General features: G+C 65.5%; 26 protein-coding genes. 19 read left to right on the forward strand and 7 right to left on the reverse strand.

Annotated elements, in window-relative coordinates; genetic code table 11:
• Positions 1-115: 115 nt before the first annotated feature.
• Positions 116-1,333 carry an alpha/beta hydrolase gene (locus ACYX7E_RS04035; protein ID WP_462079273.1) on the forward strand — a complete coding sequence of 406 codons (1,218 nt, stop codon included), beginning with the start codon at positions 116-118 and terminating at the stop codon, positions 1,331-1,333.
• 210 nt (positions 1,334-1,543) lie between these two features.
• Here ACYX7E_RS04035 and ACYX7E_RS04040 read toward each other — a convergent pair whose 3' ends face one another.
• The 4 genes from ACYX7E_RS04040 to ACYX7E_RS04055 all read right to left on the reverse strand — a co-directional run bounded on the left by ACYX7E_RS04040 (position 1,544) and on the right by ACYX7E_RS04055 (position 5,070).
• Positions 1,544-2,305, reverse strand: coding sequence for an endonuclease/exonuclease/phosphatase family protein (locus ACYX7E_RS04040; RefSeq protein WP_462079274.1), 762 nt, complete (start codon positions 2,303-2,305; stop codon positions 1,544-1,546).
• 31 nt (positions 2,306-2,336) lie between these two features.
• Complete coding sequence (locus tag ACYX7E_RS04045) at positions 2,337-3,140, reverse strand: thiol:disulfide interchange protein DsbA/DsbL (RefSeq protein ID WP_462079275.1); 804 nt, start codon at positions 3,138-3,140, stop codon at positions 2,337-2,339.
• Between the two features lie 217 nt (positions 3,141-3,357).
• The gene (locus ACYX7E_RS04050; protein ID WP_462079276.1) at positions 3,358-4,008 is read right to left on the reverse strand and encodes a thiol:disulfide interchange protein DsbA/DsbL; all 651 of its coding nucleotides are present in this window, start codon (positions 4,006-4,008) and stop codon (positions 3,358-3,360) included.
• A gap of 156 nt (positions 4,009-4,164) precedes the next feature.
• Positions 4,165-5,070, reverse strand: a complete 906-nt coding sequence (locus ACYX7E_RS04055; protein ID WP_462079277.1) for a c-type cytochrome — start codon at positions 5,068-5,070, stop codon at positions 4,165-4,167.
• A gap of 150 nt (positions 5,071-5,220) precedes the next feature.
• Here ACYX7E_RS04055 and yihA point away from each other — a divergent pair, with 150 nt between their 5' ends.
• A complete protein-coding gene (yihA, locus tag ACYX7E_RS04060; protein WP_462079278.1) occupies positions 5,221-5,904 on the forward strand; it encodes a ribosome biogenesis GTP-binding protein YihA/YsxC in 684 nt (227 codons plus the stop codon).
• A gap of 78 nt (positions 5,905-5,982) precedes the next feature.
• Here yihA and ACYX7E_RS04065 read toward each other — a convergent pair whose 3' ends face one another.
• A complete protein-coding gene (locus ACYX7E_RS04065) occupies positions 5,983-6,957 on the reverse strand; it encodes an MBL fold metallo-hydrolase (protein ID WP_462079468.1) in 975 nt (324 codons plus the stop codon).
• A 244-nt stretch (positions 6,958-7,201) separates the two neighbouring features.
• Entirely contained in the window at positions 7,202-8,050 is an 849-nt protein-coding gene (locus tag ACYX7E_RS04070; RefSeq protein ID WP_462079279.1) for a helix-turn-helix domain-containing protein, read from the reverse strand.
• 311 nt (positions 8,051-8,361) lie between these two features.
• Here ACYX7E_RS04070 and ACYX7E_RS04075 point away from each other — a divergent pair, with 311 nt between their 5' ends.
• From ACYX7E_RS04075 to ACYX7E_RS04090, 4 genes are all read left to right on the forward strand, one after another.
• The gene (locus tag ACYX7E_RS04075; RefSeq protein WP_462079280.1) at positions 8,362-9,741 is read left to right on the forward strand and encodes a glutamate--cysteine ligase; all 1,380 of its coding nucleotides are present in this window, start codon (positions 8,362-8,364) and stop codon (positions 9,739-9,741) included.
• A 245-nt stretch (positions 9,742-9,986) separates the two neighbouring features.
• Entirely contained in the window at positions 9,987-12,770 is a 2,784-nt protein-coding gene (ppc, locus tag ACYX7E_RS04080) for a phosphoenolpyruvate carboxylase (RefSeq protein ID WP_462079281.1), read from the forward strand.
• Positions 12,771-13,002: 232 nt separating this feature from the next.
• Entirely contained in the window at positions 13,003-13,632 is a 630-nt protein-coding gene (locus ACYX7E_RS04085) for a glutathione S-transferase family protein (RefSeq protein WP_462079282.1), read from the forward strand.
• 239 nt (positions 13,633-13,871) lie between these two features.
• Complete coding sequence (locus ACYX7E_RS04090; protein ID WP_462079283.1) at positions 13,872-14,108, forward strand: hypothetical protein; 237 nt, start codon at positions 13,872-13,874, stop codon at positions 14,106-14,108.
• 69 nt (positions 14,109-14,177) lie between these two features.
• On the opposite strand, the gene ACYX7E_RS04095 is transcribed toward ACYX7E_RS04090, so the two are convergent.
• A complete protein-coding gene (locus ACYX7E_RS04095; protein WP_462079284.1) occupies positions 14,178-15,095 on the reverse strand; it encodes an SDR family oxidoreductase in 918 nt (305 codons plus the stop codon).
• Positions 15,096-15,278: 183 nt separating this feature from the next.
• Between ACYX7E_RS04095 and ACYX7E_RS04100 the strand changes: the two genes are divergently transcribed.
• From ACYX7E_RS04100 to fghA, 13 genes are all read left to right on the forward strand, one after another.
• The gene (locus ACYX7E_RS04100; RefSeq protein ID WP_462079285.1) at positions 15,279-15,632 is read left to right on the forward strand and encodes a winged helix-turn-helix transcriptional regulator; all 354 of its coding nucleotides are present in this window, start codon (positions 15,279-15,281) and stop codon (positions 15,630-15,632) included.
• A 471-nt stretch (positions 15,633-16,103) separates the two neighbouring features.
• Positions 16,104-16,733: a hypothetical protein gene (locus ACYX7E_RS04105; protein WP_462079286.1), complete on the forward strand. Its 630-nt coding sequence runs from the start codon at positions 16,104-16,106 to the stop codon at positions 16,731-16,733.
• A gap of 423 nt (positions 16,734-17,156) precedes the next feature.
• A complete protein-coding gene (locus ACYX7E_RS04110) occupies positions 17,157-17,597 on the forward strand; it encodes a hypothetical protein (RefSeq protein WP_462079287.1) in 441 nt (146 codons plus the stop codon).
• Positions 17,598-18,043: 446 nt separating this feature from the next.
• Positions 18,044-18,547 carry a hypothetical protein gene (locus ACYX7E_RS04115; protein WP_462079288.1) on the forward strand — a complete coding sequence of 168 codons (504 nt, stop codon included), beginning with the start codon at positions 18,044-18,046 and terminating at the stop codon, positions 18,545-18,547.
• A 478-nt stretch (positions 18,548-19,025) separates the two neighbouring features.
• Positions 19,026-19,451 (forward strand): hypothetical protein, encoded by a 426-nt coding sequence (locus tag ACYX7E_RS04120; protein WP_462079289.1) that lies wholly within the window; start codon positions 19,026-19,028, stop codon positions 19,449-19,451.
• 71 nt (positions 19,452-19,522) lie between these two features.
• Complete coding sequence (locus ACYX7E_RS04125) at positions 19,523-19,882, forward strand: hypothetical protein (RefSeq protein ID WP_462079290.1); 360 nt, start codon at positions 19,523-19,525, stop codon at positions 19,880-19,882.
• Positions 19,883-19,968: 86 nt separating this feature from the next.
• A complete protein-coding gene (locus ACYX7E_RS04130; protein WP_462079291.1) occupies positions 19,969-20,340 on the forward strand; it encodes a hypothetical protein in 372 nt (123 codons plus the stop codon).
• 545 nt (positions 20,341-20,885) lie between these two features.
• On the forward strand, positions 20,886-21,242 hold the full coding sequence (locus ACYX7E_RS04135; RefSeq protein ID WP_462079292.1) for a DUF2834 domain-containing protein: 357 nt from the start codon (positions 20,886-20,888) through the stop codon (positions 21,240-21,242).
• Between the two features lie 50 nt (positions 21,243-21,292).
• A complete protein-coding gene (locus ACYX7E_RS04140) occupies positions 21,293-21,751 on the forward strand; it encodes a hypothetical protein (protein WP_462079293.1) in 459 nt (152 codons plus the stop codon).
• A gap of 79 nt (positions 21,752-21,830) precedes the next feature.
• On the forward strand, positions 21,831-22,157 hold the full coding sequence (locus ACYX7E_RS04145; RefSeq protein ID WP_462079294.1) for a low molecular weight protein tyrosine phosphatase family protein: 327 nt from the start codon (positions 21,831-21,833) through the stop codon (positions 22,155-22,157).
• Positions 22,158-22,289: 132 nt separating this feature from the next.
• The gene (gene frmR, locus ACYX7E_RS04150; protein WP_462079295.1) at positions 22,290-22,565 is read left to right on the forward strand and encodes a formaldehyde-responsive transcriptional repressor FrmR; all 276 of its coding nucleotides are present in this window, start codon (positions 22,290-22,292) and stop codon (positions 22,563-22,565) included.
• Positions 22,566-22,640: 75 nt separating this feature from the next.
• Complete coding sequence (locus ACYX7E_RS04155; RefSeq protein WP_462079296.1) at positions 22,641-23,750, forward strand: S-(hydroxymethyl)glutathione dehydrogenase/class III alcohol dehydrogenase; 1,110 nt, start codon at positions 22,641-22,643, stop codon at positions 23,748-23,750.
• Between the two features lie 48 nt (positions 23,751-23,798).
• Positions 23,799-24,632: an S-formylglutathione hydrolase gene (fghA, locus tag ACYX7E_RS04160; RefSeq protein ID WP_462079297.1), complete on the forward strand. Its 834-nt coding sequence runs from the start codon at positions 23,799-23,801 to the stop codon at positions 24,630-24,632.
• The last annotated feature ends 89 nt before the right edge of the window (positions 24,633-24,721 follow it).

Consider the following 24,721-nt stretch of genomic DNA (forward strand, 5'->3'; position numbering starts at 1 on the left):
CACCGCCGGTTCCGCGCGGGTGATGTCCCGTGTGGTGGGCGACGACATGCGTTGTCGACGACATGACCCGCCTGCCCGGATCGCGGTCCGTGGCAGGCATTGCCGGAGTTCCATGATGCGAATCGCCTGCTGGCTGCGGCCGGCCCTGCTTTCGATGCTGTTGGTGTTGTCCGGGTTGTCGCCTGCCCTGGCCACCATGCAGTCGCCGTCACCCCAGGCGCACGCTGGCGCATCCGCCGGCACGCATGCCGGCACGCCGTTCTCGTTACCGCGCTCCGAGCAACGCCTGGTCACGTCCAGCCACAATGGCCTCGAATACCTGGTGATGGTGGCCTGGCCCGACCAGCCGCCTCCCGCCAGCGGCTACCGCGTGCTGTACGTGCTCGACGCCAATGCGATGTTCCTGACCGCCGTCGATACCCTGCGCTCCTACCTGCGCCGTACCGATGTCGGCGAGGACGTGCGCACCGTGGTCGTCGGCATCGGTTATCCGCCGGGGGCCGACATCCCCGCGCGCCGCACCTGGGACCTGACGCCGGTCGTCGACGAACCGCGTGCGAAATCGCCGACCGGTGGCGCCGAAGCGTTCCTCGCGTTCATCGAGGACGAGGTCAAGCCGCAGATCGAGCGCGACTACCGCATCGACCGCAAGCGACAGACGCTGATGGGCCATTCGCTGGCCGGCATGTTCACCGCGCGTGCGCTGACCCGGCGGCCGGACGCGTTCGAGAGTTTCATCGCGATCAGCCCTTCATTCTGGTTTGGCGGGCATGCGCTCAGCGGCGAGATCGAGACCTTCGCGCGCAACCGCAAACCGACCGACACGCCGGTCCGCGTGCTGCTGATGGCAGGCCAATACGAAGAAGCCCTGCGGCCGACGGCCTGGGCCGAAGACCCCGAGCGTGCCGCGCGCGCCGATGCCGACCTCGCGCGTCGCGGCCAGGTCACGCGCGCACGCGATGCCGCGCGCCACCTTGCCACCGCGCCGTCGATGCTGGTCGACTTCAACGAGATCGCGGGCGAAGACCACGGTAGCGTGATCCCGGCCGCGATCGGTCGCGGCGTCGGCTTCGTGCTGTTCGGCGCGACCACGGTGCCGGCGGTGCCGACCGCGCGTGCGTATTTCGACATGACCGCCGACCAGCGTTACCGCCTGCGCCTGCAGGTGCGCGCGTTGCCCGATCCGCACCGCATCCCGTGGCTCAACCAGCTCAAGCAGACCCTGCACGATGGCCTGACAGCAGCGGAAATACAGACGCTGCACGCCGAGCGCCTGGCGATGGACGAGCGTTACGGCAGCAAGCCTCACCTGATCAACGCCGACAAGGATTGAGTGGGGTTGAGGGGGGGGTAGCTCGCTGGTTCGCGCCCATGGGCGCTCCCACAAGAACAGAGCGCCACAAGAACAGAGCCCCACAAGAACAGAGCCCCACAAGAACAGAGCCCCACAAGAACAGAGCCCCACAAGAGTAGGGCTCCTATGACAGTCGGAGTCTCACAAGGGCTGGCTTGTTTGTGGGAGCGCCCATGGGCGCGAACCCACTCAGCGCAGCAGGGCGCTGTCGGGGATGACCAGTTCGGTCGACAAGGCCAGGTGGTCGGAGAACGCGGCCGGCAGCGCATGCGTACCGACGGCCTGCAGCGACGAGGTCACCAGGATGTGGTCGATACCGCGTTGCGGCCGCCAGCTCGGGAATGTATGCACGATGCAGCCCGGCGGCTGCAGCGACGTGCCGCGATAGAGAATCTCCATCTCCGGGCGGTCGTGCGTGCAGTTGAAGTCGCCCATCAGCACCGCATTGGGATACTGCTGGAGCAGTTCGGCGATGAAGGCCAGCTGTGCCCGCCGCGATTGCGCGCCCAGCGACAGGTGGGCCACCGCGATCGTCAGGCCATCGTCGCCGGTGCCGAAACGGCCCAGCAGCACGCCGCGCCCGGAGATGCGGCCGGGGAGCGGATGGTCGATGACTTCCAGCGGTTCCAGCTTGCTCAGCAGGCCGTTGGCGCTGGACGCGACGCTGCCGACGCGGCGGTTGGGCTGGTGCGACCAGTAGTCGAACCCGCCGCGCTCGGCCAGGTAATGCGTCTGGTTGGTGAAGCCCGAGCGCCAGCTGCCGGGATCGCTCTCCTGCAGCCCGACGATGTCGTGGCCGCTGGCGAGCTTGGCAATGACATCCAGCGCACCCCGCTTGCCGCCGGTCGGCAGCACGTGCGACCAGCTGCGCGTCGCATAGTCGCTATAGCGACGCGTGCTGGAGCCGGCCTGGATGTTGGCGCTCAGCAATTTCAGGCGCTGGTTCGACACCCGTGTGAGACGTCCTTCGCAGCCGCTGCGCTTACGGCGTTGCCGCGCCGCGCTCGTGCGCGATGATGGCGTCGGCGATCTGCAGCTGGTTCTCGTGGCTGGTGCCGTTGATGCGGTACTTGCCGTTGATGACCAGGGTCGGGGTGTGGTTGATGCCGCTGCGGATCGCGAACTGGCGCGCACGGCCGAGGTTGGCGTTGACCGCAAAGCTCTCCATCGTGCTCTTGAAGTTGGCGGCATTCGCGCCGTGCTTGGCGTAGAACGCGGCCAGGTCGTCGAGGGTCGCGGTCGGCTTCAGGCTGCGCTCCAGGTGGATCGCCTGGAACACCGTCGAATGGGTCTTGGGCAGGATGCCAGCGGCCTCGGCGGCGTAGAACGCGCGCGGGTAGTTGTCCTGGGCGTTGAACACGGCCGGCACGTAGGTGAACTTGACGTCGGCCGGCAGCTTGGCCGACCACGCCGACACCAGCGGGTCGAACTGCGCGCAGGCGCCGCACCAGTAGGCGAAGACTTCGGCGACTTCGATGTTGCTGCCGGCCGCGAAGCGCTGGCCGCCCTGGATGATGTCGTAGTCCTTGCCGGGGGTCAGGCCCGGGACCGGCGTCGCCGGGGTCGGCGCTGCGGCCGGGGTCGCGCTCGCGGCCGCGTCCGCAGGCGTGCTGGCAGCGGTGCTGTCGGCGGGCGGGGTGGCCGCGTCGGCGGCAGGCGCCGGGGTTGTCGCTGCGGGGGCTTCGACGGCCGGGGGCGTGGCAGCATCGGCCGGGGCGTCCTTCTGGCCGCAGGCCATCAGCAGCAGACCAAGGGCAAGCGGTACCAGTGCGCGGTGCAGAGTCATGGGCGAGGGTCCTTCGGAATGTGGGGACGTGGAATGAGGAGGGCGTGCAAGGAGGCCAGTGTGCGGCAACCGGTGTTGCCGCGGTGTCGGCGACGGGGCCGGCGTCTGACGGGGTTCAGTGTGACGTGCTCAGCTTGATCTGATCAGCTCGATTTGGCCGGTCTGATTTGATTGGCCTGATCCGACCAGCCTGACTGGATTGGCCCGGGAGATTGGATCAGCGCCCGGCCGCGCGCTCGCGCACGATCAGCTGGTCGGTGATGCGCAGGATGTCATCGAACGAACGGCCACGCACCAGGTACTTGCCGTTGACGATGACACTGGGCGTGCCCTGGATGCCGGCGTTGACCTGGAACGCGCGCGCCTGCGCCATCAGCCGGTCGGTCGCCGGCGAGACCATGGCCTCGCGCAGGCGCCCGGCGTCGACGCCGAGCGAGGCGTAGAACGTTTCGATCTCGCCGCTGGACGCATTGCGCAGCGGCAGCGTGAAGGCCTCATGCAGGGCCTTGAACGTCGCCTCGTGGGTGCGCCGGAGCTGACCCAGCGACTGCGAGGCGAAAAACGCGCGGGCGTAGGGATCGCTCTGCTCGTAGGCGGCGGGCACGTAGCTGAAGCGCACGTCCTTCGGCAGCTTGCGCAGCCAGGTATCGACGCTGGGCTGGAAGTGCGCGCAATGGCCGCAGCTGTAGGCGAAGACCTCGGCGACTTCGATCTTGCCGTCGGCCGGTTGCCAGCGTTGCGGCGGGGCGATCAGCAGGTAGTCCTGGCCTTCGACCGGAGCCGATGGTGCCTGCGCGCCGGCCGCCAGCAGCGGCAGCAGGCACAGCAGCGCGAGGGCGGCAGCGTGGCGGAACGTCCTCCGGAGCATCGGCGACATCATCGGGCGGATCAGGGGGCGAACCATGGGACGGACCATCTGACTGACCTGGCAGGCTAAAAAAAGGCCGGCTCAGGATACCCGGGCCGGCCACAAGATCTAAGGGAGAGAACGGTGGATCAGACCGCGCGGGAGCGCGGAAAGTTCTCAGCCCTGGGTCGCAGTCTGTTCAGCTTCCGGCGCCGGAGCCGCCTCGGCGGGGGCCGCGGCGTCGGGCGCGGCGGCCGGCGGGGCCACTGCCGGGGCGGTCTTGGCCGCCACTTCCATCGCGGCCAGCGTGGTGGCGTTGGGCGTGGGATGCAGGCCCTGCAGGTAGCTGGCCAGCGCGGTGATTTCCTGGTCGGTCAGCGACTTGGACACCGTCGCCATGATGTGGAACAGGCGCGCATCGTGCGCTTCCGGGGTGCCGGCCCGGTATTCCTGCAGGCGGCGCTCGACATAGGCCGCTTCCTGGCCGGCGACGTGCGGATAGGCCGGGCCCGGGTTGCCCGAGCCGGACGGACCGTGGCAGGCCATGCACGCCGGGATGCCGCGGGCGGTGTCGCCGCTGCGGTAGAGCTTCTCGCCGACCTGGTAGAACTTCAGGTCCTTGTACGGACCGTCATCGGTGATCACGGTGTCGTCGGCGATGCCGGCGCCGCTGGTCTGGGTGGCGAAGTAGGCGCCGAGGTCGCGCATGTCCTGCGCGCTCAGGTCCATCGCGAACGGCACCATTGCCGCGGCCAGGCCGGTGGTGCGCTGGCCGCCCTTGAACAGCGCGAGCTGCTGGGAGACGTAGCGCTCGCTCTGGCCCGCGAGACGCGGATACGGCAGGCCGGCCGGCGGGTTGCCGTCGAGGCCGTGGCAGGCCGCGCAGGTGCCGGCCTTGGTTGCGCCGGCAGCGGCGTCGCCAGGCTTGGTCTTGGCCAGTGCGGCGACCGCATTGGCGTCCAGCGGCGCCACCTCGACCGGGGCGTTGTCGGGCAACGGCGCGACAGTGGTCTGGGCAAAAGCGACGGCGCCGACGACGAGGGCGACGAATCCGGCGATACCGTAGGCGCGAGCGTGGCGCATTGCTGGGCTCCGTGAAGCGATGGTGCAATCGATGTGCAACAGCCGCACTGGGCGGCCGCAAGGCCCGAAATTATCGTCGTTGTGGCGCTGGCCGGTCAAACCCGGTGAGTGGGCAGGGTGCCGGCCGGCCAGACGTGAGAAGCTAGCGGGATGGCAAATCCCTCCAATCCCCTGGCCCGCGCCACCTATCTGCTGGCCGCGCACACCCCCAAGCAGCTCCCGCCCGACGGTGGTTACGAGGTCGCTTTCGCCGGTCGTTCCAACGCCGGCAAGTCCAGTGCGCTCAATGCCTTGTGCCGCCAGAACGCGCTCGCGCGGGTCTCCAAGACCCCGGGCCGCACGCAGCAGCTGGTGTTCTTCGAACTGCCTCCGCACGAACTCCGCTACCTGGTCGACCTGCCCGGCTACGGCTACGCCAAGGTCCCGCGCGACCTCAAGGCACACTGGCAGGCCTTCCTCAACGACTACTTCACCACCCGCGAGGCCCTGCGCGGGCTGATCGTGGTGATGGATATCCGGCACCCGCTGAAGGATTACGACCGCAACATGCTGGCCTATGCGGTGCAGCGGCAGATCCCGGCGCACGTGCTGCTGACCAAGGCCGACAAGCTCGGCCGCGGCGCCTCGGTCAACACCCTGCTGGCGGTGCGCAAGGAACTGTCGGCCGCGTTCGGCGACATCGTCAGCGCGCAGACCTTCTCCAGCGAATCCAAGGTCGGCGTCGACGAAGCGCGCAAGATCATCAACGGCTGGCTGCAGTTCGGCCAGACCGCCGCCCCGACGCCGCGCCCCGGCGTGGAAGCGCAGACCGCCGAGCAGGCCCCCGAGGCCTGATCTGCGCTCCGGCGCGTCGCCTGGCCGGTGCGACCGGGCCAGCCGCGCACCGCCGTCCTCAGGGCAGGGCGCCCGTCCTCAGGGCGTACGCGACAACGGCGAGAACTCGCCAGGCACCCATGAGAACGCAGCGGCAGCGCTGCCCTCCCGGCGCACATGCCCCAGGCCAGGGAAGGGCAGGTGCGCGCCGGCCACCCACCAGCCCTGGTCGGCCGCCTGCGCCATCAACGAGCGACGCGACGCGATCGCAGCGACCGGATCGCTGTCGGCCTCGAAGCTGGCGTCGGGCCATGCGAACTGCACTGCGTGGTAGTGGACGACATCGCCCCAGACCAGCAGTTGCGCGCCCTGGCCGCCATCGAACAGGTACGAGACGTGGCCGGGCGTATGCCCCTGCGACGCGACCGCGCGGGCACCTGCCGGCAGCGCATCGGTCGGCTTGAAGCGGCGCAGCCGGCCGGCCGCGGCATACGGTGCGACCGCGTTGCGGGCCAGCGCGAACGCGAACACCAGCGGTTGCGGTGCGGTCGCCTCGGACGCCGGGTCCAGCCAGTAGTCCGCGTCGGCCTGCGACAGCCACACCGACGCATTCGGGAATGCGATCGCGCCGTTGCCGTCGAGCACGCCGCACATGTGGTCGGGATGCGCATGCGTCAGCAGCACGTCGTCGATCTGCGCTGGGTCGACACCGGCCGCGCGCAGGTTGGCCAGGACCTGGCCGAGGCCGGGGCCGAAACACTGCGCGGTGCCGGCGTCGACCAGGGTCAGGTGCTCGCCCTGGCGGACCACGTAGGCATTGACTGCAGTCTGCATGCCCTTGGCGGTCTCGGGGACATGGCGGCGGTCGAGCAACTGCGCCAGCACGTCGGGCGCGATGCCCTTGAGCTGCGCGCGCGGCAGCGCCACGGTGCCATCGAACAGGGCGGTGACCTGCAGATTGCCGATGGCCTGGTGGTAGACGCCCGGCACCTGCGTGGAGGGCGCGTCGCGCGTGGACGCCTGCGCGACGGTCGCAGGCAGGATCGACAGGGTCGTCGCCGACAGTGCCAGCATCGACAGTGCCAACAGCGAACGCGCGATCTTCGACCGCGCAGTTGCCGGCTGCGGGGCGGCCCGTCGTGGCGTACGCGTCGGCACGCGGCGTGGATGTGTCAGCAGGAATGCAGGGGGCAAGAAGGACATCGGGAGATCCGGTTGCGGCTGTCGCCAGCGGAGCCTCCATGCTGACCGCGGTGATGGGCGCGATCCGCTCATCGCGATGCGCGCAGCGCTCAGCGACACCACTGTCGCGCAAGGATCAGCCGTTGCCGATCGCCGCAGGCTCCAGGCCATAGCGCGCGCTGAAGCGCTTGCGGAAACTGTTGACCGAACGGTAGCCGACCCGCGACGCGATGGTCTTCAGCGGCAGCCGCGTGGTGTAGAGCAGTTCCATCGCATGCGCCAGGCGCGCGTCGGCCAGCAGTTCGCGCACGCTGGTCTGTTCGGCCGCCAACCGGCGTCGCAACGTGGCGCCGCTGATCGCCAGCTGTTCCTCGAAATCGCGCGCCTGCCAGGCATGCGCGGGACGCGCGGCGACCAGTTCGCGCAGCTGCGTCGACACGCTGGGCACCGGCGGCAACAGCAGGCTGCCATGGCCCTGCCGGCACAGGCCGATGACAATCGTGGCCAGGGCCAGCCGCGCCTCGGTGTAGCGGCCCTGTGCCAGCGCCTCGCGCCATTGCAGCAACGGCACGCCGAAGTCGGCCAGCGCGCAGCGGGCGATGTCGGCGCCGGCGGCGGGCAGGGGTTCGTTCCAGAGTGCGCGCGCCGCGGTCAGCGCCTCTTCGCACAGCGGGATGATCGCGCTCAGGTACAGGCCGCTGTCGGGGTCGGGCGTGTTGACCACGTCGATCCGGCAACGCCGCGCCACCAGGAACAGGTCGCCCGGCACGAAGACCAGCGCTGCCTCCGCGCTGTGCACCTGCTTGCGACCCTGCAGCAGGATGGCCAACTGCGGCCCGGCGATGTCGACCGAGCGCGCGCCATGCTCGCGGCGCGCGGTGATGCAGGCGAAGCCTTCGGCCTGCGCGCAGTCGGCAAGGCTGGCCAGTTGCGCGAGCAGCGCAGCGGAGGTGTGGCTGGCGTGGTGGGGATAGGCGACGTCCATGGCGCGGGATGCTACCGCGAGCGCGACCATTGGCGCGTGCGCCGTAGTCCAGCATGACGCGGCGAGTGGCCTGCGGGCGCGGGTTGTCGCCGTGCGACCGTGCTGGCGCGATCGCTTCGGCCCGCGCGCCGCGCGCAGGTTAGGGCCCCTCGCAGTCCCCTGATGGCGCCCCGCCGCACCCGCGACTACCCTGCGTGACGGAACACTCTGGGGTCGCCGCGGGCGTCTTTCGCGGGCCCCGCAACCGCTATAGTGCCGGGCCGGCATGCTGCCACCTGGTCGGCGCATCCTGCACCCCTGCGAGCGCACCCGTGTCCAGCCAGAGCAACGCCAACGATACCCCGATCACCCGGCGCGACCAGTTGGTCGAAGTGCTCGCCTCCGGCGAGAAGCCCGAAGCGGATTGGCGGATCGGCACCGAACACGAGAAGTTCGGCTTCCAGCTCGACGACTTGCGTCCGCCAACCTTCGATGGTCCGCGCGGCATCGAGGCGCTGCTGAAGGGCCTGACCCGTTTCGACTGGACGCCGGTCGACGAGGGCGGGCGCACGATCGCGCTGCTGAAGAACGGCGCCTCGGTGACGCTGGAGCCGGCCGGGCAGCTGGAACTGTCGGGCGCGCCGCTGGAGACCGTCCACCAGACCTGCGGCGAAGTCGGCAGCCACCTGCGCGAAGTCAAGGCCGTCGCCGACGAGCTCCAACTCGGCTTCCTCGGCATGGGCTTCCAGCCCAAGTGGCGTCGCGACGAGATGCCATGGATGCCCAAGGGCCGCTACCGGATCATGCGCAGCTACATGCCCAAGGTCGGCAGCCTCGGCCTGGACATGATGACGCGCACCTGCACCGTGCAGGTCAACCTGGATTACGCGACCGAAGCGGACATGGTGCAGAAGTTCCGCGTCTCGCTGGCGCTGCAGCCGATCGCGACCGCATTGTTCGCCGACTCGCCGTTCACCGAAGGCAAGCCCAACGGCTTCCTGAGCTACCGCTCGCACATCTGGACCGATACCGATCCCGACCGCACCGGCATGCTCGACTTCGTGTTCGAGGACGGCTTCGGTTACGAGCGTTATGTCGACTACCTGCTCGACGTGCCGATGTACTTCTCCTATCGCGATGGGCCGGACGGTAAAGGGAAATACCACGATGCCAGCGGGCTGAGTTTCCGCGACTTCCTGGAGGGCAGGCTGTCGGTGCTGCCGGGCCAGTTGCCGACCATCCGCGACTGGAACGATCACATGACCACTGCCTTCCCCGAAGTGCGGCTGAAGAAGTTCCTGGAGATGCGCGGCGCCGATGGCGGCCCGTGGAACCGGTTGTGCGCGTTGCCGGCGTTCTGGGTCGGCCTGCTGTACGACCAGACCGCGCTGGACGCGGCCTGGGACCTGGTCAAGGACTTCAGCCTGGGCGAGCGCAATGCGCTGCGCGACCAGGTGCCGCGCCTGGGCCTGAAGGTGCCGCATCGCGGGGGCACGCTGCGCGACCTGGCGGTGGAAGCGCTGAAGATCTCCGCCGAAGGCCTGCGCCGCCGCGCCCGCCTCAACGGCAAGGGCCAGGACGAGCGCGTGTTCCTGGAGCCGCTGATCGACGTCGTCGAAGCCAACCAGACCGCGGCCGAGCGCAAGCTGGAACTGTTCCACGGCGCCTGGGCCGGCGACATCGACCACGTGTTCCGCGAATACGCGTACTGATCGCCTGCTGACGTCGGCGCGGACCTGCACGCCGGACATGATCCTGCGTTAGTCTCATGGACAGGCAAGGCCTGCCGTCGCCTCCCCCGGGCAACCCGTATCGCGTGATCGCCTCGATCGCGTGGATCGCGTGCACCGCCCGGATCAGGGCAGCGCATGCGCCGCGAACGCATCCGCATCGGGATGCGGCGCGCGCAGCGGCAGGGCATTGCCGCCCCCATCGCCGCCATGTGAGTCCCTACGCAATGTCGACACGTTCCAGCCCGGACCTTGTCCGTGATGCCCCCGCTCGTAACGGTGCCCTTCGCGATGACGCCCTGCGCGAAGAATCCCTGCGCGAGATTGTTTTCGCCGACAACGACCACCTGCTGCGCGACGACGTGCGCCGGCTCGGTGCGCTGGTTGGCGAAGTGCTGGCCGAGCAGGGCTCGCCGGCGCTGCTGGATGAAGTGGAAGGCATCCGGCGTGCCGCGATCGCCCGGCGCGAGCATGGCCTGTCGATCGATACCCTCGCGCAGGCGCTGGCGGCAATCCCGGTCGAGCATGCCGAAGCCGTGGTGCGCGCGTTCGCCGCGTATTTCGGCGCGATCAACCTGGCCGAGCGCGTGCACCGCATCCGCCGCCGCCGCGATTACCAGCGCGCCAGCGAAGCGCCACAGCCTGGTGGCCTCGAAGCCGTGCTGCGCGACCTGCACGCCGAGGGCGTGTCGCTCGACGAACTGCAGGCCTGCCTGCCGCGGCTGTGGATCGAGCCGGTGTTCACCGCGCATCCGACCGAGGCGGTCCGGCGCGCGATGCTGGAAAAGGAGCACGAGATCGTCGAGCGCCTGATCGCGGACATCGACCGCGAGCGCACGCCGCCGGAGCGCCGCTCCGACCTCGCGCGGATCCGGCTCGCGCTGACGTCCGGCTGGCAGACCAGCGACGCACCCAGCCAGAAACCCACCGTGCAGGACGAGGTCGAGCACGTCGGCTTCTACCTCGCGCAGGTGCTGTACCGCGTGCTGCCGGTGTTCTACGAAGAACTCACCGATGCGGTCGAGGCCGTCTACGGCCAGCGCATCGAGACGCCGCAGATCGTCCGCTTCGGCACCTGGGTCGGCGGCGACATGGACGGCAATCCCAACGTCAATGCCGACACCATGCGCGCCGCGCTCGACCTGCAGCGCGGACTGGCGCTGGGCGAGTACCGCAAGGACCTGCATGCGCTCGGCGACATCCTGACCCAGTCGCTGGGGCGCGCCAGCGTCGCCGATGCGATCCAGGCGCGCGTCGATGCCTATGCTTCGGCGCTGCCCGATGCGCTGGCCGGCTTCAGCCCGCGCCTGGCCGACATGCCGTACCGGCGCCTGCTCGACCTGATGATCGGCAAGCTGTCGCTGACCGGGCAGTCCGAAGCCGGCGGCTATGCCAATGCCGAGGACTTCGTCGCCGACCTTGAGCTGATCGACGCCAGCCTGCGCGACCATCGCGGCGAGCATGCCGGCCGCTTCGCCCTGCAGCGCGTGCTGTGGCGCGCGCGCACGTTCGGCTTCCACCTGGCCTCGCTGGACCTGCGCCAGGATTCGGCCGTGCACGACGAAGCCATCGCCACGTTGACCGATGACGAGGCCTGGACCTCGCGCGACGTCGCTGATCGCGTCGACCGCTTGCACGCGATCCTGTCGTCGCCGCCCCGGATCGACATCGACGCGCAGGAAGGCATCGTCGGCTCGACGCTGGACGTGTTCCGCGCCGTGCTCGACGTGCGCCGCAGCCACGGCGTCAACGCCACCGGCCTGTACATCATCAGCATGAGCCGCAGCGCCGCCGACGCGCTGGCGGTGCTGGCGCTGGCGCGCATCGCCGGCTGCGTCGAGGGCGAGACCGTGCCGCTGGACGTGACGCCGCTGTTCGAGACCGTCGACGACCTGCAGGCCTCGACCGCGGTAATGCAGCAGCTGTTCGACGACCCGCAGTACCGCAGCCACCTGGCCGCGCGCGGCAACGTGCAGACGGTGATGCTGGGCTATTCCGACAGCGCCAAGGACGGTGGCCTGCTGGCCTCGCGCTGGGCGCTGCAGTGCACGCAGCGCGAGCTGACCGCGATGGCGGCCGGCGCCGGCGTGCGCATCATGTTCTTCCATGGTCGCGGCGGTTCGGTCAGCCGCGGTGGCGGCAAGACGGAGCGTGCCATCAACGCCGCGCCGCGCGGCTCGGTCGATGGCAGCATGCGCGTCACCGAGCAGGGCGAGGTCATCCACCGCAAGTACGGCATCCGCGCGCTGGCGTTGCGCAACCTCGAGCAGACCACCGGTGCGGTGCTGCGCGCCACGCTGCGACCACGCGAGCAGGATCCGCGTCTGCCTGAGTGGCGGCTGATCGCGACCGAGCTGGCCGAGGTCTCGCGCGCGCATTACCGCGCACTGGTGCATGAGCGTGCCGACTTCCCGGATTACTTCCGTGCCGCGACGCCGGTCGACGTCATCGAGCGCCTGCAGATCGGCTCGCGCCCGTCGCGCCGTCGCGATGGCGGCATCAACAACCTGCGCGCGATCCCGTGGGTGTTCGCGTGGTCGCAGAACCGCTCCGGCCTGACCGGCTGGTACGGCATCGGCACTGCGCTGCAGCACGGCATCCAGATGCATGGACAGGAAACGATGTCGGAGATGACCCGGCACTGGCCGTTCTTCGCGGCGATGATTGACGACGTCGAGATGCTGCTGGCGAAATCCGACATGGCGATCTTCGAGCGCTACTCGCGCCTGGCCGGCGACGCGCATGCCGCCTTCTATCCCGGCATCGCCGAGGAGTTCCTGCGCACCTGCGACGCGATCCTGCTGCTGAAGCAAAGCGAGCGCATCCTCGCCGACGATTACCGCCTGCGGCTGTCGATCCGCCTGCGCAACCCCTACGTCGATCCGCTCAGCCTGCTGCAGGTCGAACTGCTGCAGCGCTGGCGTGTCGGCAACCGCGAAGACCCTGACCTGCTGCGCGCGCTGGTCTCGACCGTCAACGGCATCGCCGCCGGCATCCAGAACACCGGCTGAAGCTTGCGGCCGCCGGCGCGCAACCGACCAGGGCCTGTCTCCATTGCCGGATGGCCCGCGCCGTGACCGGCCCTTCGGGTTGGGCCTTGTCAGGCGCCATCCGGCGCCGCGCGGCTTGACCTGAGGGCCAGTCAGGCGCTGCGCCACGCAACACCCGCTGACGACTGACCAGCTACCCGGCAATGGATGGCAGGCCCTAGACTTGCGCCGACCACCACCGGAAGCCGCCGCCATGTCCGACACCGCCGCGCTCGTGCTGTACACCCATCCGATGTCGCGCGGCCGCATCGCGCGCTGGATGCTCGAGGAGATCGGCCAGCCGTACCGCGCCGAGATCCTCGACATGACGACCTCGATGAAGTCGCCCGACTACCTGGCGATCAATCCGATGGGCAAGGTCCCGGCGGTCGTGCATGGCGAAGCGGTCGTCACCGAAACCGCGGCGATCTGTGCCTACCTCGCCGATGCCTTCCCGCAGGCCGGGCTTGCACCAGCCGTCGACGACCCGCGTCGCGCCACCTACCTGCGCTGGCTGTTCTTCGCGGCCGGTCCCGTCGAGGCCGCGGTATCGGCCAAGGCGATGGGCCTGCTGGCGCCGGTCGAGAAGTCCGGCATGGTCGGTTACGGCAGCTACGAGCGCACCGTCGACGTCCTCGAGTCGGCGATCGCCGGCGCATCGCCATGGCTGCTCGGCGAGCAGTTCACCGCCGCGGACGTCTACGTCGGCAGCCAGATCAACTGGGGCCTGATGTTCAAGACGCTGCCGGAGCGGCCGGCCTTCGTCGAATACTCGGCGCGCCTGCGCGCCCGCCCGGCCAGCCAGCGCGCCGCCGCCCTCGATGATGCCTTGCGCAAGGCCTGAGAACCTCTTCAGGTTCTTGCTCAAAACTGCCTGCGCGTCAGTGCTTGCTCAGGGGGGGATGGATCGCGATACGCAGGCACGTGCGACGCTGCGTGCAGCGTGTCCATCGCACTTGATGCAGGTCAACGCACGTGCCGCTGCATGCGCGCAGCATCACGTCACGGGCATCGATGCCCGTGCGTGGCGCAACGCGGCGGACCGTTGCAAGCCGATTCCCAGGTCCGCCGGGAGCATGCACGATGGAATTCAGGATCCACCTGATGGGCCCCGCGCCCGACCTCGACCGCGTTGCCAGCCAGGTCGGCGATGCCGACCCCTCGGCACTGGTCGATGTCGACCCGGACGGCGCACTGCGCCTGTCGACGCTGCTGGGCGCGGACGAACTGGTCGCCGCGCTCAGTCGTGCCGATGTCTGGGTGCGCGGCGCCGATGTCGAACGGATGCCGTCGACCTGTTGCGGCGGTTGCGGCGGGTGAAGTGCAGTGCATATCCATGCGCCGTAGATATCTGCGCACTGCAGACCGGATGTCCGGCCTGCAGTTCATTCATGCCTGCGGCGCTTGCGCGATCTCGCGCGGCAACGCGGCGGCGATGACCTCCGCCAACGCCGTCGTCGGCCTTCCGATCAGCCGGCCCAACTGGCGGCCGTCGTCGAACAGGCCACCCTGGGCCGCGCCTGCGTCCGAGTCCGACAGCAGGTCGGCCACCGGCGGCGGCAGGCCCGCACCGATCAGTGCCTGGCGATAGTCGTCCTGCGGCAGGTCGCGATAGGCCACGGCCTGGCCGCTCTGTCGCGACAGTTCTGCAGCGAAGTCCGCCAGCGTGACCGCATCGTCGCCAGCGAGCTCGTAGACCTTGCCGGCCTGCGCCTCGTTTGCCGTCAGCACCGCCACCGCAGCGGCGGCATAGTCGGCGCGGCTGGCCAGCGACAGGCGGCCCTCGCCCGCGCTGCCGAATACTGCACCATGCGCCAGCGCCGCGGGTATGCCGGCCGCGTAGTTCTCGCTGTACCAGCCGTTGCGCAGCAGCACGTGTGCAATGCCCGCGCGTTGCAGCGCCTGCTCGGTCTGCAGGTGCTCGGCGGCCAGGCCCAGCGGCGAACGGTCGGCATGCAGCAGGCTGGTATAGGCAAGCAGGCCCACGCCGGCCCGGCTGGCCGCATCGATGACCGCCTGGTGCTGCGGCAGGCGCTTTCCGACCTCGCTGGACGACACCAGCAGCAACGTTTCAACCCCGGCCAATGCTGCGTCCAGCGTCTCGGGCCGATCGTAGTCGGCCTCGCGGACCTGCACGCCCAGCGCGGTGAGATCGGCCGCCTTGGCCGGCGAACGCACCGCCGCGACGATGCGGTCGGCCGGATGGCCGGCAGACAGCAGGTCGTCGACGACCAGGCGGCCGAGCTGGCCGGTAGCGCCGGTGACCGCGATCAAGCGGGAGGCGGCAGCAGAAGTGGGAGTGCTCATCGGGATTCCTTGGGGCGTGGGAGTACGGAGGGAGAGGGCGCCGGATCGACGTTGACGGCAGCCTAGTCCTTAAGCTAACTTTTTGTAAGTACGCACCCCGGAGTAAGTGTCATCGCTGCCCCTGCCGCAACCGCCGCCCGCCTGGCCCCGTCCGCTCGGCCGCCCGAGTCCCTGTCCGAGCGCATGCAGCGGGGCGAGCTCTTCGACGCCCGCTGCCCCTCGCGCGACGTGCTCCGGCACGTCACCAGCCGCTGGGGCGTGCTCGTCCTGGTCGCGTTGCAGGCCGGCACCCTGCGTTTCAGCGAACTGCGTCGCCGCATCGGCGGCGTCAGCGAGAAGATGCTCGCCCAGACCCTGCAATGGCTGGAACACGACGGCCTGCTCGAACGCCGCGCCCTGCCCGTCGTGCCCCCACACGTTGAATACACCCTGACGCCATTGGGCCGCGAAGCCGCCGACAAAGTGCAGGCCCTGGCCGACTGGATCGAAACCAACCTGCCGCGCATCCAGTCGGGTTGGCCGGACGGAGAGCAATGAAGCGAAGCACCACCGAGAGACTCACCGATGTGGGAGCGCCCATGGGCGCGATTCCTCATGCGCGACGCTAGTCCAAGGGAATCACGCGACCTCCGGCCATGCCGTCCAACGCAATCGAAAGCCATCATGCATCGCTTCGGATATGACGGCGGAGCAGTGCCGACCATTCTCTTCGGTGCGCAACTGGCATCGTTCGAACCACAACTGCGGCGAACTTCACCAGAACAGCCTGCTCGGAACAGAAACCGTGGCGGCATGGTTATGACGGCAAGCAGAGCACGTCTCCGGATACAACGGCTGGGCCACCGCATAACACGCAAATTTACCAAGCTGATTGGATTCTCCTAAAGCTCGTAAGCCCGCGTTGTCAAAAAGAAAAACTCGATTGACAGTGATGCTGGCCCGTACCCAGAATCAGTGCTACACCCCGCTTCGGGGTCTAATAGTAGTTAGCCAGACCTATGGGCATCTATGCTCGGCACTAAAAACAAGGCCCTCCAGCTTGCCGCTATCGGGCTAGTCTCGCTGGCAGTCGCGTGCGTTGCATACGTGCAGGGCTACAGACTCGACCTTTCGAAAGATTCCGCACCTGCCTGGATCCAAGCCATTGGCAGCATCCTCGCAATCGTGGCGGCTGCTTGGATAGCCAAGCAGCAGAATGTGCACGCCCGCAAACTTGAAGAGTACAAGCAAGCAAAGGCCGACAAGCAAAAGCTGGAGGTGATCATGGCGCTTATGGCCCGCTCGCATCGTTTGGCCCTAGACGTATGCAAGGCCTATGAGTCCAATGAGCAAGAAGACATAGACCAGATATCGCCGCCGCTGATGGCTGACACCCATCATGCATTGATGGCATTGCCAGTCTTTGATATCCCTGAGTGGCAGCTTTCATTGGACGTGCTAATGATCAGCCGAGCATTAGCCTCTCTCCGGGAGCAGTTCCTTGCCCTTCAAGATTCAAGCTCGGAAGAAGAGTTTCGCTCTAACTTGAAAGACCTCAATGAACTTGCAAGTGAAATTAAGCAGATTAGCGGTGATGCTGTTTCAATCGCCAAGAAAGAGATTAAAGAGCGAGACCTGATTCTTGGTGGGTCTGGCTAACAATTCATTCAAGCCGAAGCCGCTTCGCGGCTCGGCTTAATTCAGGCGTTAGGCATCAACCAAATACATCGGAGGGCAAAATGTCTAAAAGCATCGACGAGCTGACGGCGGAAATTCTCGCAGCTGCACTTGCGAACAAAGCCATAACTACTACCGGAACCGGCGCAAGCTATCAGGCAGGTGAGATAGCTTCCGCATACAAAATCATTCGTGAGGCGGTGGCGAGCGACCCGCCTCCAAAGCCCTAGTCTCGGCACGCGCCCACAGATGGCCAGTAAGCTCAGCCCGGACATGGGAAGCAAGAGGCCTAACAATTCATCCAAGCCGAACCCGCATCAGGTTCGCTAACTCCGGTTCGTTCTGGGTACTATCGGCTTCGGTGCCAATCCAGTGCGGGTCGGCTTAATTCAGGCGTTAGGTGCCATGAAGAAGCCTCCGCGATCATGGGTAGAGCACATAGCCAACTGGCGATCTGCGCCAATGGCCTATTGGGTTCATGTGCAAAGGGGCAAGGAGCCTTGGTACCGTGCAACGGAGTTCGACCCTCCCGCTCCAGAGGTCGATGGCAAACTTGGCTATCCCGTGCTGTGCGTAGAGTCTTGCGGCATGATCTTTCAGTTCACTTCGCGAGAGCAGTTGGACGCCTGCATCAAAACGCTCTCAACCAAACCGCTGCCTTCTTCCCGGCGCCTCGCCGCGTTGCGTGGCGGTGCCGGGCCAAACGGACACTGGCTCAGTCGTCTGCCTGCCAGCGTCAAATCGCCCAAAGGTCGGCAGCAAGTCATCGCAGATCTAATCGCGGTGGCGCACGGGCTGGCACCTAACAATTCATTCAAGCCGAACCCGCATCAGTGCGGCGCCTGATTGCACGCCTTCGGCTATATTCACACCCAGTCGCCGCCCTGCTGTGGGTCGGCTTAATTCGGGCGTTAGGCTTGCCGAGATCAATGTCGAATCCTGATTTAAAAGCTTCGTGTGCGACGTCACTGCGCTACCTGGCAGCTAGCCGTTTCTACCTATCCGAGAATTTTCCGAGCGCAGAGGCGGCTCAATCTTGGTCTGAGGCAGAAGACTATCTGCGCCACAATGAGCTTGGCTTGGCGCTTGGCGCTTGGCGCTTGGCTGCCTGGTGAGCCTTGGCGAGGCTTGTAGAGCCCCGCCGGAGTTCTGGCAGGAACTTTTACTAGCGGCAAGCAACATGAGAGCTGGGGAGATCGCAGATGCAATTCGGAGCAAGCTCTAACAATTCATTCAAGTCGAACCCGCTTCGCGGGTCGACTTAACGCAGGCGTTAGGCGGCTTTGGTGAATATGTCCAGGCTGACTGAAAGGTCCAAAAATCTTCTAGGCGCAGTCTCTCTTGCGGGGCTTGGCGCTCTCGGGGTCTATCTTGGTCTGAACCCCAGCGATGGTCTTCCGCTCAAGACGTCGCTCGCTTCGGCAGAGGGCACCGCTACTGAGTACGAGACCTACAGGTATGGCGTTCGCTTCTCGCTCGACAGCCACCCCACGGGTTTCAATTACCTGTCAAAAGGTAACGCCTCGGATCAAGTAGCAGCGGCCATTGCCTCGTCGTCGGGAAAGACCGTGAAGGTTTTGTACGACCCGCAGTCCTTGGGCGGGCCTGTCTACTCAGATCGGCAGTACTTCACAGTGTTCGAGGTGGTCGTCGACGACCAATCAGTCCGGTCATATGATCAGGTGGCAGCAGCGTGGCGCGCAGACAACCGCGTAGGCTTCTGGGGCGGCTGGGCTGCACTCCTGTTTGCTGTGGGTTTCGGGCTGCACTCATGGAGGTCGCGTGGCGCGGCCTAACAATTCGTCCAAGCCGACGACGCTTCGCGGCGCGGCTTAACTCAGGTGTTAGGCCGCTATGAAACGACTCGTAATTTTTCTTTTATTCATCGCTTCCTTGAGCGCTTGCGGATCTGGGGTGCCAGTCAAATTTAAGAATCAAAGCGACCATAAGATTGAGACGGTAAGGCTCTCTGGGAGTGGGTTTGAAGCAAGCCTTGGAGAGATAGATCCAGGAGAATCCTGCACAATAAAAGTCTATCCCTCCGGCGATTCTGGCTTGTCCGTTAGCTTCGTCTCGGATGGTCAAAGTTACAGGTTTGAGCCACAAGGCTACTTTGAGGCCGGCGGCATGTACAACGTAACCGCTACAGTCGGCCGCGACTTCTCCGTTGTAGTGGACTCGGACATTGGGCTGTACTAGTTGCGCGGCCTAACAATTCATTCGAACCGACACCGCTTCGCGGCGCGGCCTAATTCAGGTGTTAGGGGCTAGATTGTGGCTTCCGAAGATATCAACGCGCTTTTCAATGAGGCTCTTGGCTTCGCTGAGTACATGCTGCTCAAACATGGCGAATTCATTCCATTTGGCGTCTCGATGAGTCTTGAAGGGAAAACTGCTCAAGTAGCCGGGAGCCTCGGCACCGAGCAGCCAAAGTCAGCTGACATGGTTTCCTTCCTTCAATCATCTTTCGCTCAGTCTGCCTCCCTTGGCTATATCCGGGCTGGAGGTGTGTGTTTGGACATGTACGTAGTACCTCCCGGACAAGAGCAGAAATCCGATGCAGTTTGTATTCGGCTGGCGCATGTGTCCGGAGAGACAATGGAGGTGTTTGTACCGTACTCTCGCGACAAGAATGGCGCTTTCCAGCTCGGCCAAACGTTCGCAACGGCGGGCACTGACTTCAAGCTGGTTGAGCCCTAACAATTCATTCAAGCCGATGCCACTTCGCGGCGCGGCTTAACTCAGGCGTTAGGCTGCGGGGAGAGAGTCAGGTGGCTGATCCAAATAGTTGGTTAGATATTGCCGCGCTCCTCGGACTCGCTATCTTTAGCGCAGGGAGCTGGTTACTTCACAGGCGCCTGCGCAACCGACAAAGCTTCCGCTTTCTTTTGTCAATGGTCGCGCTTGTCGCTTGGCTGCCAATCTCCTCCCTCGTTACCTTTTTTGTACTCACTTACAGCAATCCAGGCGATCCTGGTCAGCTAGCCAACTGGCTGGTGATTTCATCGGAGATTCTGATGCCAAGCCTGCTCATGCTTTTGGTTGCGTCGACCTTCTGGCTTGCCGTGCGTAGCATCGCACCGCAGCCCAACAATTCATTCAAGCCGAACCCGCATCGGGGCGGCGCCTGACTGCAGGCCTTCGGCTATATTGCACCCAGTCGCCACCCCGCGGCGGGTTCGGCTTAACTCAGGCGTTAGCCCGCTTTGGAGCACGCATGCACTTCTTCGAAGAAGCAAAGCAAATCTGGCAGATGTATGTTCCAAAGCGCGGCCAAGCGGAGACTGTGCAAGGCGAGCTGCTCAGGGCAGTGGAAAAGCTGCGCGATGAGGCTATCCGCAACGGGAACTGCAATTGGGACGATGGTTTTGATCTTCTGATTAGCTACCTAGAGCAGCACCTGACCGATGTATCCGTCTATTCCCAGGATACGGTCGCTCAGACGAGGTCAACCTTGGGCCGGCTACGAGACTACGACTTTCCATGCCTGGAGGATGATCTCTACGATGAGCTTGGCGATCGCGTGGTCGAGCACTTCCGCTTCTACGGCATTCAGCCGCATGTGCAAAATTCTCAACTTCATCGATAAGCGGGCTAACAATTCATCCAAGCCGATGCCGCTTCGCGGCTCGGCTTAATTCAGGCATTAAGCCTCATGTCAGCAACGTGGTCGCTTGCAGAACTGTTGATATCGCTTGCAACGCAAGCTGCATTGACATGGGCAGCTCTATCGAAAGGTTCCCAGGCATGTAATGGCTCGGAGAACACGGGACTTCAGTTGTCTGCTTCTTCCTCGCTGCCAGCGGTAGCGCTCCTGCTGATTGCATCTCTCCAAAGTTCATTGTCATCGCCATCCGAACACATGGCGATTGGCATTTTGGTAGTGCTTAGCCTGTCTATTGCCGTTCCGATTGCTTTCGGAGTGGCAGTGTTCGCAGTTCTGAGAAGCCCAAGGCCAAAGCTTGGGTGGACCGATCTTGGTGCTAGGATTGCGGCACTGCCTACTCTGGCTCTCGCGTGGCATGCAATAGAATCAGTTGCGCCGAGCGTCTAGCAGGGACCTAACAGTTCATTCAAACGGAACCTGCTTCAAGGGGCGGCTTAACTCAGGATTTAAGCCTCGCGGGAGGAAATATGCAGATCATCTACTTTCTTCTCTGTATTGCAGGGGCGGCCTTGCCTCTCTCTCAGTTTGTTCCGTGGCTTTCTGCGCACGGCCTCAACGTGCCCCTCCTGTTGCAACAGGCAACCTCCGGCCACATCGCGGCATTCGCCTGGGCTGATGTTGTCATTTCTGGCGTCGTGGTCGTTGTATTCGTACTTGTGGAGGGGCGCAGGCTTGCAATGTGCCGGCTGTGGCTGCCGCTCTCCTGCCTCGTCGTTGGGCCTTCGTTGACACTGCCGCTTTTCCTTTTCCTGCGAGAGCGTCATCTCGCGGCAGCCGGGTCCAACCATTCATTCAAGTCGAACCCGCTTTGTGGGTCGGCTTGACTGGCGCTTCGTAGCTCGGATTGATTCAGGCGTTGGACCGGGGAGGTTGCATGCGTCGCGTCTTGTTGTTCTTGGTTGCTTTCCTCCCAGCCATTGCGATGGCCGGCTTCCCTTTTGAGGAGACTCTGGAAGAGATGGCGCACGAAGCGGATCACATTCTGGTGGGTCGCGTCGCTGGTGTGGACATGATGGATCGGAAGGGAAAGCCTGTTGAAGATCCGCAGGCCCGGACCGGGACCGGCCTTGACAACACCATCAGACTGCTCATTCAAGTGGATCAAGTGCTTGTGTCAAATGCCGCAAAGGTTCTGGATGTCATCCCCGTTCCTTTGGCTTCTCACCTTCATTACACACTTGGTCAGATTCAAGAGGCGCATCAAGGTGACGAGGAAGCACACCTTGTGCTGCTAAAAGGCACAGATTTCGTCGGGATCAAGCCCGGCGTGTTCCTTAGGTCGCTGACAGACAAAGACACGGCGCTAAAGCTGCATGCGGCTTCGCGCCCCTAGCCTTGGTCTCACAATTCATTCAAGTCGAACCCGTTCGCGGCCGGCTTAATTCAGGCATTCAGCCGCAGGGAGAGTGATCGTGGCTCGCAAGGTTCTTTTCATCTGTAGCCAGAACCGCCTTCGCAGCCCGACCGCGGAGCAGGTGTTTGCGACTTGGCCCGGGCTGGAGACTTCATCCGCCGGGCTCAACAACGACGCAGAGAATCCCGTCACGCCAGAGCTTCTGGACTGGGCAGATATGATCTTCGTCATGGAGCGCACGCACCGCTCCAAACTGTCCAGGAAGTTCAAGCAGCATCTTGGGAGCACGCGGGTCATCTGCCTGGAGATCCCCGATGAATTCGAGTACATGGCTCCTGATTTGATTCAGCTGCTCAAGGTCAGGGTGCCGCGCTACTTGCCGTAGCCGGATAAACAACCGTTCTCCATCAACGGGTTGACGCAAACCGGCGATCCGCTGCGTGTCTCCAACGCACGGTGCGATCCTCTGTTAAGATACTCCTCCCCAGTATCGTTCCGGCGCGCCCGGCCTCCCTCCATGCCGCATTCCCCCGAAGAGAAAAAGCGTGTGCTGTCCCGGGTGCGGCGCATCCGCGGCCAACTGGATGCGCTTGAGCGGGCGCTGGAGGCGGGCAGCGAGTGCGGTCCGGTACTGCAGCAGATTGCCGCGATCCGTGGTGCGGTCAATGGCCTAACCACGGGCGTGCTCGAAAGCCATCTGCGCGAGACGCTGGCGCCGGTGGCCGCAACGCCGGAGGCGCGTACCGCCGGCATCGATGACGCGATCGCGCTGCTGCGTTCCTACCTGAAATAATCCCCTGCGCTCAATCCATCCTCCGCGCCGCTGCTCCACCGGCATCGCGCGCCGTCCACCCAGGAGACTCCACCGATGAAATCCCGCGCCGCTGTCGCTTTCGCCGCAGGCGAACCCCTGAAGATCGTCGAGATCGACGTCGCGCCGCCACAAAAGGGCGAGGTGCTGGTCCGGATCACGCACACCGGCGTCTGTCATACCGATGCGTTCACGCTGTCGGGCGATGATCCCGAGGGCCTGTTCCCGGCGGTGTTGGGGCACGAGGGTGCGGGCATCGTCGTCGAAGTGGGCGAGGGCGTAACCAGCGTGCAGCCGGGCGACCACGTGATCCCGCTGTATACGGCCGAATGCCGCGAGTGCGAGTTCTGCAAGTCCGGCAAGACCAACCTGTGCGTCGCGATCCGTGCGACCCAGGGCAAGGGCGTGATGCCCGATGGCACGACGCGGTTCTCGTACAACGGCGAGCCGATCTACCACTACATGGGTTGTTCGACCTTCAGCGAGTACACGGTGGTCGCCGAGGTGTCGCTGGCCAAGATCAACCCGGACGCCAATCCTGAGCAGGTCTGCCTGCTCGGTTGCGGCGTGACCACGGGCATCGGTGCGGTGCACAACACGGCGAAGGTGCAGGCCGGCGATTCGGTCGCGGTCTTCGGGCTCGGCGGCATCGGTCTCGCGGTGATCCAGGGCGCGCGCCAGGCCAAGGCCGGCCGCATCATCGCCATCGACACCAATCCGTCCAAGTTCGAGATGGCACGCGAGATGGGCGCGACCGACTGCGTCAATCCGAAGGACCACGACAAGCCGATCCAGCAGGTCATCGTCGAGATGACGGGCTGGGGCGTGGATCACTCGTTCGAATGCATCGGCAACGTCAACGTGATGCGTGCGGCGCTGGAATGCGCGCATCGCGGCTGGGGACAGTCGGTGATCATCGGCGTGGCCGGTGCCGGCCAGGAAATCTCGACGCGACCGTTCCAGCTGGTGACCGGGCGCAAGTGGTTGGGCACCGCGTTCGGTGGCGTCAAGGGCCGCACGCAGTTGCCGGGCATGGTCGAGGACGCGATGAAGGGCGATATCCAGCTGGCGCCGTTCGTGACCCATACGATGGGCCTGGACGAGATCAACGAGGCCTTCGACCTGATGCACGAAGGGAAGTCGATCCGCTCGGTCGTGCATTTCTGAGCCGATGCCCCAGCATGTTTCCGTTCTCTCTTACCGGCCTTGATTCCCATGCAACGCATTGAACACCGTGCCGCCTCCGGCGGCTGGCAGGACGTCTACGAACATGTGTCGAGTACGCTCGGCTGCACGATGCGCTTTGCGATCTACCTGCCACCGCAGGCGGCCACGCGAAAGCTGCCGGTGCTGTACTGGCTCAGCGGCCTGACCTGCAACGAGCAGAATTTCATCACCAAGGCCGGCGCGCAGCGTTACGCCGCCGAGCACGGCGTGATCCTGGTGGCGCCCGATACCAGTCCGCGCGGCGACGACGTGGCCGATGCCGAGGGTTACGACCTCGGCAAGGGCGCGGGCTTCTACGTCAATGCCACGCAGGCACCGTGGGCCGCGCATTACCGCATGTACGACTACATCGTCGAAGAACTTCCGGCGCTGATCGAGGCCCAGTTCCCGGCCACCGATGCGCGCGGCATCAGCGGGCATTCGATGGGCGGGCATGGCGCGCTGGTCATCGCGTTGAGGAATCCGGGGCGCTATCGCAGCGTGTCGGCGTTCTCGCCGATCGTCGCGCCGAGCCAGGTGCCGTGGGGCGAGAAGGCGTTCTCGGCGTATCTCGGCGATGACCGCACGGCATGGCGTGCCTACGATGCGACCGCGCTGGTGGCCGATGCCGTCGAGCGGTTGCCGCTGCTGGTCGACCAGGGCGATGCCGACGAGTTCCTCGAAGGCCAGTTGAAACCCGGGCTGCTACGCGAGGCCTGCGCTGCGGCCGGGCATCCGCTGACATTGCGGCTGCAACCGGGCTACGACCACAGTTATTACTTCATCGCCAGTTTCATCGGTGAGCACATCGCCCATCACGCAGCCGCGCTGGCTGCGCGCTGAGGTGTCAGGCGTCCGGTGGCGCATTGTGCGCCGGACGACCTGGCCGCGTTACGGCGTCGGAATGAGGCGTTTGTGCCCTGCTTGCGATC

The sequence above is a fragment of the Luteimonas sp. RIT-PG2_3 genome (assembly GCF_054902115.1).

Coding starts and splice junctions, on each gene's coding strand:
- ACYX7E_RS04035 (WP_462079273.1), top strand. CDS start 116: ATGCGAATCGCCTGCTGGCTGCGGCCGGCCCTGCTTTCGATGCTGTTG.
- ACYX7E_RS04045 (WP_462079275.1), bottom strand. CDS start 3,140: ATGACTCTGCACCGCGCACTGGTACCGCTTGCCCTTGGTCTGCTGCTG.
- ACYX7E_RS04050 (WP_462079276.1), bottom strand. CDS start 4,008: ATGCTCCGGAGGACGTTCCGCCACGCTGCCGCCCTCGCGCTGCTGTGC.
- ACYX7E_RS04055 (WP_462079277.1), bottom strand. CDS start 5,070: ATGCGCCACGCTCGCGCCTACGGTATCGCCGGATTCGTCGCCCTCGTC.
- yihA (WP_462079278.1), top strand. CDS start 5,221: ATGGCAAATCCCTCCAATCCCCTGGCCCGCGCCACCTATCTGCTGGCC.
- ACYX7E_RS04065 (WP_462079468.1), bottom strand. CDS start 6,957: ATGCTGGCACTGTCGGCGACGACCCTGTCGATCCTGCCTGCGACCGTC.
- ACYX7E_RS04070 (WP_462079279.1), bottom strand. CDS start 8,050: ATGGACGTCGCCTATCCCCACCACGCCAGCCACACCTCCGCTGCGCTG.
- ppc (WP_462079281.1), top strand. CDS start 9,987: ATGTCGACACGTTCCAGCCCGGACCTTGTCCGTGATGCCCCCGCTCGT.
- ACYX7E_RS04085 (WP_462079282.1), top strand. CDS start 13,003: ATGTCCGACACCGCCGCGCTCGTGCTGTACACCCATCCGATGTCGCGC.
- ACYX7E_RS04090 (WP_462079283.1), top strand. CDS start 13,872: ATGGAATTCAGGATCCACCTGATGGGCCCCGCGCCCGACCTCGACCGC.
- ACYX7E_RS04095 (WP_462079284.1), bottom strand. CDS start 15,095: ATGAGCACTCCCACTTCTGCTGCCGCCTCCCGCTTGATCGCGGTCACC.
- ACYX7E_RS04100 (WP_462079285.1), top strand. CDS start 15,279: ATGCAGCGGGGCGAGCTCTTCGACGCCCGCTGCCCCTCGCGCGACGTG.
- ACYX7E_RS04105 (WP_462079286.1), top strand. CDS start 16,104: ATGCTCGGCACTAAAAACAAGGCCCTCCAGCTTGCCGCTATCGGGCTA.
- ACYX7E_RS04110 (WP_462079287.1), top strand. CDS start 17,157: ATGAAGAAGCCTCCGCGATCATGGGTAGAGCACATAGCCAACTGGCGA.
- ACYX7E_RS04115 (WP_462079288.1), top strand. CDS start 18,044: ATGTCCAGGCTGACTGAAAGGTCCAAAAATCTTCTAGGCGCAGTCTCT.
- ACYX7E_RS04130 (WP_462079291.1), top strand. CDS start 19,969: ATGCACTTCTTCGAAGAAGCAAAGCAAATCTGGCAGATGTATGTTCCA.
- ACYX7E_RS04135 (WP_462079292.1), top strand. CDS start 20,886: ATGCAGATCATCTACTTTCTTCTCTGTATTGCAGGGGCGGCCTTGCCT.
- ACYX7E_RS04140 (WP_462079293.1), top strand. CDS start 21,293: ATGCGTCGCGTCTTGTTGTTCTTGGTTGCTTTCCTCCCAGCCATTGCG.
- frmR (WP_462079295.1), top strand. CDS start 22,290: ATGCCGCATTCCCCCGAAGAGAAAAAGCGTGTGCTGTCCCGGGTGCGG.
- ACYX7E_RS04155 (WP_462079296.1), top strand. CDS start 22,641: ATGAAATCCCGCGCCGCTGTCGCTTTCGCCGCAGGCGAACCCCTGAAG.
- fghA (WP_462079297.1), top strand. CDS start 23,799: ATGCAACGCATTGAACACCGTGCCGCCTCCGGCGGCTGGCAGGACGTC.